Origin of the sequence: Desulfonatronospira sp. MSAO_Bac3 (genome assembly GCF_003838035.1) — a bacterium.
Taxonomy (GTDB): domain Bacteria; phylum Desulfobacterota; class Desulfovibrionia; order Desulfovibrionales; family Desulfonatronovibrionaceae; genus Desulfonatronospira; species Desulfonatronospira thiodismutans.
This window is the reverse complement of the sequence record NZ_QYZY01000214.1, coordinates 1-7555: the sequence shown is the minus strand read 5'-3', so window position 1 is coordinate 7555 and position 7555 is coordinate 1. Positions and strand designations below refer to the sequence as shown.

Annotated in this window: 5 protein-coding genes; all 5 read right to left on the bottom strand. The window is 53.8% G+C overall.

Going from position 1 to position 7555, the window contains the following annotated elements; all coding sequences use genetic code 11:
- The coding region (locus tag D5S03_RS07405) for a GGDEF domain-containing protein (protein WP_287043266.1) at window positions 1-761 on the bottom strand (761 nt) is incomplete at its 3' end.
- Window positions 758-1141, bottom strand: coding sequence for a response regulator (locus tag D5S03_RS07400; RefSeq protein ID WP_287043265.1), 384 nt, complete (start codon window positions 1139-1141; stop codon window positions 758-760). The genes D5S03_RS07400 and D5S03_RS07405, both read right to left, overlap by 4 nt.
- The gene (locus D5S03_RS07395; RefSeq protein ID WP_008869342.1) at window positions 1138-1668 is read right to left on the bottom strand and encodes a chemotaxis protein CheX; all 531 of its coding nucleotides are present in this window, start codon (window positions 1666-1668) and stop codon (window positions 1138-1140) included. The genes D5S03_RS07400 and D5S03_RS07395 overlap by 4 nt, the downstream gene beginning before the upstream one ends.
- A 24-nt stretch (window positions 1669-1692) precedes the next feature.
- Complete coding sequence (locus D5S03_RS07390; RefSeq protein ID WP_287043262.1) at window positions 1693-3825, bottom strand: ATP-binding protein; 2133 nt, start codon at window positions 3823-3825, stop codon at window positions 1693-1695.
- Between the two features lie 191 nt (window positions 3826-4016).
- Window positions 4017-7555, bottom strand: a 3539-nt coding sequence (locus D5S03_RS07385; RefSeq protein WP_287043261.1) for a DEAD/DEAH box helicase, incomplete at its 5' end; no start/stop codon positions are given.

Sequence of the window (7555 nt, the reverse complement as noted above, 5' to 3'; positions counted from 1 at the left end):
ACCATTTGCCTGAGGTTTTCAGCCAGTGGCCTGACACCGGAAGAATCGGTTTCCGGGCAGACCAGCAGGAACTCTTCTCCGCCCCATCTGCACAACAGGTCGGTAGCCCTGGTATTGGCAGCCAACAGGTTGGACATTTCGTAAAGTACCCTGTCCCCGGCCAGATGTCCCAGGGTATCGTTTATGTCTTTAAAATCGTCGATATCCATAAGTATGATGGAAAACAGCCTGCCGTATCTCTCGTACCTGCCAAGCTCCTTGTCCATAATTTCGTCAAGTTTGACCCTGTTGTACGCACCTGTAAGTACATCCCGGGCATAGAGCGTTTCCAGTTCCTCGTTTTTTATGGCCAGCCTGGCATGGGCCTCGGCCAGAGAATTCTGGGCCGCCTTGAGTTCGCTTATATCCACTGCAAAGGTGCATTTTACCAGACGACCGTCTGTCCAGGGCACCATAAGCTCATGGAACTGGTACCACCTGTCGTTGTATTCGTTAAAAAACTCGAAAGTCAGGTGATCCCCTGACTGCTCCTCTCCGTCTGAACGTAGCTCCTTTATCCTGCAATGCATACAGGGGCTCTCGAAATTGAATATCTCCCGGTAACAGATGCCTCCCTCCCGGACGTTTCCGCCTACCATTTCAGACAGATGCCGGTTGGCGAATAACAGCTGATGGCTCTGAACATCCACTATATACACCCCGAAAGGCAGGGCCTGAAAAAGGGAATTGAATATGATGCTGTTGTTGTTCTGGCGGGTCATTCTTTGTTCAGGTACTTGTTTATGACCTTGTTCAGGGTCTGGGCCACATTGTCCCTGTAAAAGGGCTTGAGGATATAACCCTTGGCCCCCGCGCTGATGGCGTCTATCACCGTCTGCTTCTGGCCGTGGGAGGTGACCATGACGATAACCGCCTCCGGGTCCGACTCAATTATCTTTTTGGTGGACTCAATACCGTCCATCACCGGCATGGTGATATCCATAGTCACTAAATCGGGCTTTAATTGAATATACTTTTCACAGGCCTGTTGTCCGTTGACACAGGTACCTGCCACACTGTGTCCCAGTTCTTCCAGCAACTGTGAAAGTTTGCGCTGGGTAATGAGCGAATCGTCCACTACCATGAAAGAAAACTTGCTCATGAACCTGCCTCCAGATTATTTAACTGCTCATCAAACAACTGCCTGGGACCTATAAGGTGGATATAAAGATTGCCCTTGCTTGTCTGGACGACAGATGAATAAAAGGTGGTGCCTTGAGTTCTGATCATATTCCTGGCCTCCTGGATTACAATGGGAGGGGAAAAAGTGACCCGTTCACCCCCCGGGGCGAAAAATTCAGCAGTATTGCCCACTACGATATTAAGCATCTCAGTGGCTGCCGACTCCAGGTAGTCGGGCGTTTCTTCCTCCGGGTAATCCAGACCCTGGGTCATTTGACGCAGAATAGAGAAAATAAGATCTTTTTCAAAGGAAAATGCAAAAAACATATTGATGGAACTGTTCACGCTTATAAGGGATGTCAGGTAAGACAGCTTGAGAGTGTTTACAGGTTCATACCGGCAGTCTATCCCTGTGACTGACACCCCGGCCTCGGACTGTAGAAAAGACTGCGTACCCTGTGCCAGGCTCTGCATCAGGTCCTTGATATTTACGCTTTGTTCCTGCAAAAAATACCTCCCTTACGAAATCCCTCAAATTTTCAAGAACCCCTGCCCCGGCAGGTAAAAAACCACTTCCGTACCCAGGTCTGCAGCACTTTTCACCTCTATACTGCCGCCAAGCGCCTCTACCGCTGCAGACACTGCATCCATGCCCACACCCCGGCCCCGGCATTTATCAGCTTCGGCCGCTGTGGACACCCCGGGGGTAAAAATCTGCATCAAAAGCTCTTTTTCATCCATCAGCCCCAGCTCTTCCAGGCTGTATGCACCACTTTCCCGCAGCTTTTCCCTTAGCCCTTCCAGGTCCACGCCGCTTCCGTCATCACTAATACTCAGCACGAAACCTTCCGGGGTATTTTCAATCCGGCACTGGATCTGTCCGGATTCCGGCTTGCCCTTTTTTAGACGCTCTTCCGGATCTTCTATACCGTGAGCAACGGCATTTCTGAAAACATGCACCAGGGATTTGATGAATGGATTAAATACCCGGGGGTCGAAATAAATATCATCACCCTGAATATGCAGGGGGTGCAGAAGCTTTCCAGACCTGTCAGCCATCTGCTGCACAAACCTGGCATACTTGCCCAGGGACAGCTGCAGGCTCTTATAGCGAAGTTTTTTCAGGCTGTACAGGAGTTGGCTCAGGCCCTGCTGCACCTGCTCTGGAACAGCATGAGATTCCAGCAGTTCCTGTGCCTTTGACTCCATGCCGGCCAGACTGTCCTCGGATACGCTCACCTCTCTGGCAGAATCCAGAAACCCTTTGCCCAGTGAATCCACAAGCACCTGCTTGTCCCTGCTCAACACCTGCAGCAACCACTGCCCGGGAAGCAGTTCCCCTGAACCAGGTGTTGAACAGGCCTCAACCCGGCCTCTGGCAGCCTCTGCCAGGCCCTGTTCCACCGAGTGCAGAGCTTCCGGAGTATAGGGCATCTCGTACTGCATGAACACACCTTTGAAAGTGTGCACCTTGCGGAATAACTGGTCAATTTCAGGACCTGTTGAGGGCTTATCCCCTTTTTGCTGTTTCCTGGATTCTTCAAGAAAGTTTTCGTATTCGCGAAGAGTTTCCAGCAGGTCGTTTTTGTTCTCCAGGGCACTGACTACAAAAGAAAGTCTTTTATGCTCCTCCTGAATTTCCTTTTCCAGCAGGACCTTTTCGGTTATGTCGGTAATTATGAGCATGATCTGGGTGCTGGAAATGAGCCTGTATTGCAGCTTGAGATACTTATGATTTACATACAGCTGTTCAGGCAGCAAAGAAATTATATTATCCTGGATAAAATCATCCTCCTCCTGCATCAGCATCCGCAGAGATCCAGCAAAATGCTCCCTGTCATACCCGCCTTCCGGGTATAAAAGATCCGGCAGGCTGTTGCCGGCAACCCTGGGTCCGAATATGTTTTCGCACTCCAGGCTGTAGTTGGGATCAACAAGCAGGTTTTCGTCCGCCAGCATGAAACCCTGTCCGGAATTATTCAGAAGAAGGGATATATTCTCCTCTGCTTCCTGTTTCTTTCTTACCTGCATCCGCCAGATTCTCAAAGTAATAACCCAGGACAGGACCAGCACGCCCAGACCTCCCAGGACCAGCAGCACTGCCAGCCTGGTGGTATCATAGGCGGTCCTTTCCTGCAGTCGCTTTTGAATCAGTTCAGTCAAATCCCGCGTCCTGTCGGAGAAATCCATACGATTTTTGGTATATTCCCATCCTGAAAGCAGGTTGTAGGCCTCCCTCTTTTCGCCCCTTTTCAACAGGGAAAAAACCTCTTCTTCCAGTTCATTGATTACCGTCAGGTGCTCATTGATCTCCTCTACGATTTTCTCCACCTCCTGGCTGGGCATAAGCTCCTGGATTTTCTGCAGAACGTTCTCCAATTGGGGTCTTGTTTCCAGGTAGTTTCTTTCCCAGTTGATATCCCCGCTGGTGGCGGCCACTAAGGCGTACATCTGCATGGATTCGGCATACAGAAGGAGCTGCCAGGATGAACGCTCTATGACAAACTCCCTCTCTCTGAAAGAAACCATGAGCTGATAGGAATAAACCAGATGCCAGAGCAAAAAGCCTACCAGAAGTACGGTAATGGCAATGGAAACCGCAAACCAGCTCCTGGTGGAAGTATCCGGCCTGCCCTGGAGGTTATCTTTTGCGTTACTGCTCATTTAAGTCTTTGACCTTTGGCTGATGCGGGCCGTGCCCGTCACCCCATTGAAAGAGTTGTCCCTTCTTTTAACCACGTCCCCAGACCTGACCTATGACTGCTGCCCCCTGCCCCCTGTCTCCTGCCCCCTGCCTCCTGCCCCCTGACCCCTGCCTCCTGCCCCCTGACCTCTGACTCCTGTCCCCTGATTCCTCAGCACGCAGGATCCCGCAGAAGCTGCATCAGTTCTTCCGCCGAGACCCTGCTGCCGCTGTCGGTTCCCTCCAGCAGGCTGTCGGCCAGGTCGCGTTTTTCAGCGTGAAGCCGGACAATCTTTTCCTCTATGGTGTTTTCGGCCACCAGCCGGTACACGGTCACCGGGTTTTCCTGTCCTATGCGGTGACTGCGGTCCGTGGCCTGATCCTCCACCGCTGGATTCCACCAGGGATCAAGATGGATGACGTAGTCTGCAGCCGTGAGGTTCAGGCCGAGCCCGCCGGCCTTGAGGCTTATGAGAAACAGGTCCCCCCGGCCCTCCTGGAAGGCCTGGATCTCCTGCTCCCGGACATGGCCGGGCGTGCTGCCGTCCAGGTAGCGGTACTCGATGCCCATGGCCTCCAGGCGCTCACGTACCAGGGCCAGGTGCTTGACGAACTGGCTGAACACCAGGGCCTTATGCTTGTTGGCCAGAAGCTCTGTAATTATCTCCTGCAACAGGTCCAGTTTGGAGCCGGGCACCCGGCTTTCAGGAACCACCATCCGGGGATGGCAGCAAAACTGCCTGAGCCGGGTCAGCTCGGTCAAAATCCGCAGGTTCCTGGCTCCGCCCTGCTCGCTTACCTGCTCCAGGTTTTCCAGGGCCTGCATACGCATGGCCTCGTACATGGCCGTTTCCTCCGGGCTCAGGCTGACCTTCAGGGTCACCTCGGTGCGCGATGGCAGTTCTTCCAGCACCTGCGACTTCACCCGCCTGAGGATAAAAGGCTGAATGATCCTCTTGAGGGTCTTTTTGCGCTCACTGTTTTCCTGTTTCTGGATGGGCAGGACAAACTTTTCATTGAACTTTTTCCTGGCCCCCAGCAGGCCTGGATTCAAAAACCTGAACAGGGTCCAGAGTTCGGTCAGGTTGTTTTCAATGGGAGTGCCGGTGGTGGCCATCCTGAAGCCGGCACTGAGATTCATGGCCGCCTGGGTGCGCTTGGCGCTCCAGTTTTTGATGGCCTGGGCCTCGTCCAGGACCACGCTTTGCCAGTCCACCCGGCTCAGGTGCTGTGCGTCCTGCATGAGCAGGGCATAACTGCAGACAATCAGGTCAAAGGGTCCGGCCTGGGCCAGCTGCCCCTGGCGGTCCTTGCCGTAGTAGAGCAGAGGCTTGAGAGTCGGGGCAAAACGGGCTGACTCAGAAAGCCAGTTGGGGCAGACCGAGGTGGGTGCCACCACTAAGGTAGGACCCTGAGAAGCCCGTTCCAGGATCACAGCCAGGGCCTGCAAGGTCTTGCCCAGGCCCATGTCGTCGGCCAGGCAGGCCCCCAGGCCCATACTGGCCATCCTGGAAAGCCACTGGTAGCCTTCCTCCTGGTAGGGCCGCAGATCCGCCCTGAGGGTGGAGGGCGGCGCAGGACTGGCTGAAAGGGCCTGGCGTATTTCCTGTTTGCGACTGGACCAGGCCTTGTCCCCTTTGAAGCTCCCCGCCTCCCGGTCCAGGTCTTCCAGGGCCAGGATGCTGTGCCCGGGAAGCCTTATGCCGTCCTTGCCCACTTCAGCCAGTTGACCCATTTCGCCAAGTCTTCTGCGCAACTTTCCCGTCAGGGCCACATAGCTTTTATCATCCAGGGAAACAAAACGCACATCCTGCTCTTCAAAAGATTTGAGCAGGTCTTTTAATTTTAAAACAGTCTCCTGATCCACGGATATCTGTCCGTCCACCTCAAACCATTCCTGCCGGCTGGTGAGCTCCAGCTCCAGGTCGTCCAGGTTCACCTTGCGGGCGATACGCATCTTTTCGCCTTCAGGCCAGAGTACACGCACCATGTCCTGTTCCTGGAGATCTTTAAGCTCAGATAAAAGATCCAGGCATCCGGCCGGATCTTCTATAATCCACAGATTATCCCGGCCCTCTAATTCTTCCAGGCTGGGACAAGCGGCTTCCACTGCGGCAGCCTTAGAAGCCTCCAGCTCCAGATCGCGCCTGGCCAGCATCCTCTTGTTCCTGACTTCGGCCATAAGAGCAGCCCTGCCCTGGCCCGGCCGGACAAAGGGGCCCGCGTCCCCGAAGGGCCGCACCACCATATCCGCCTTGAAACCGGAACCAGCCGGATAGATCCTGAAACAGGGCACAGCATCTCCGGCAACTTCGGGAATATCCCCGGTTTGCTCCGGCAGGTCCGAATGTATGGTGACCATCCCGGAAATGGCGGATATGGTCTTTAAAAGTTCGCCCCGACCCTGGCCGGGCACCTTGACCCCTTTGCTCCCCAGGACACCGGCCAGACGCCTGTGGGCATCAGAGGCCTGCACCACCCGGTACCTGTAGGGCGTTTCCTGCACAGCCACCTGGGCATGCTGCCTGAGATCCGGAGTCATGGAAAGCTTATAGCCCTGGCCTGATTTGACCACGCTGATTTCCGGTTCGCCCCGGACAAACTCCACAGGCGTATTCAGATCATTTTCCAGAAACACCCTGGGATGACCCACCAGCATGGGCAGGGCCTGGTCCAGTTTAAACTCGAACCAGTTGGATCTGTATCCATCAAAATATTTATTCAGCGAGGTAATAAGCCTCTGGTCATGACTGCTCAGATAATCCAGGCCCCCTGACTGATAAAAAAGGACTTTCAGGGCCACGTTTCGCCCCTTGGTCCAGGCCCCTTTGGCAGTCTGATTCTGCAGTTTGGGCTGAAGGCGTTGCAGCTGACCGTGTTCTATAGATACAAGCCATACCAGACGCTGCTTTTTGCCCGTGTCACCCTGCTCATCTGCTGCTTTTTGCAGGGCCTGCAGGGCCATTTTCCATTTTTCAACAGGCTGCACAAGGTCCGACATGGGTTTGATTCCGGTCTGTCTCATAAGGCCCTGTATATAATCGCGCTCCTTCTGCTCCAGCACCTTGGGATGGGTGGCCATGAGCAGGCTGCCTGCTTCTATGCTCATCCAGTGAAAACCGCAGTCCATAGCCCGATCCAGAATGGAGCGGACCTCTTTTTGCTGGGTGGGGGTCAGTTTGTTTTTAATCCAGTACCTGGCCAGGTTGCAGGTAAACCCTGTAATCAGCTCGGGATGAGAAGGCATGTTCCCCAGCTTTTCCAGGGCCGCTTCCTCTTTCATGTCTATATAGTGCAAAATGGCCTGCAGGCCGTATAAGGCGGGTTTTAAGACATCGCGGCTATTCTGGTTGACCTGGTTGTCCAGGTCGCCCAGCAGGGTACGCAGTTGCTTCAGGCTTTTGGGGCTTTGTTTTCTAAGCAGACTCAGCAGGTAAACCTGCCCCGAACTATCCGAAAAGAAAATCTTTTTGGATCTGTATCCCTGGCGCAGATCCTTCAAGGCCTTGGCAAAAAGGTCCGTAGCCCGGTCGTCCTCACCCTTTAAAAAAGATATCCAGCCCTTGCCCATGGACTCCAGACGGTCAAAACCCAGGCCGGAGATCTGTTTCCGGGCCTGGGCCAGGTCTGCGGACATCAGACTGACAGTGCACAGAATGAATTTTTGTTTCAGGGCTGAAAAGGAGGAAACTATTTTTTGGGTTACATATT

What these genes read in the sequence shown, in the direction of transcription:
- D5S03_RS07390 (WP_287043262.1), bottom strand. Translation starts at nt 3,825, where the DNA reads ATGAGCAGTAACGCAAAAGATAACCTCCAGGGCAGGCCGGATACTTCC.
- D5S03_RS07400 (WP_287043265.1), bottom strand. Translation starts at nt 1,141, where the DNA reads ATGAGCAAGTTTTCTTTCATGGTAGTGGACGATTCGCTCATTACCCAG.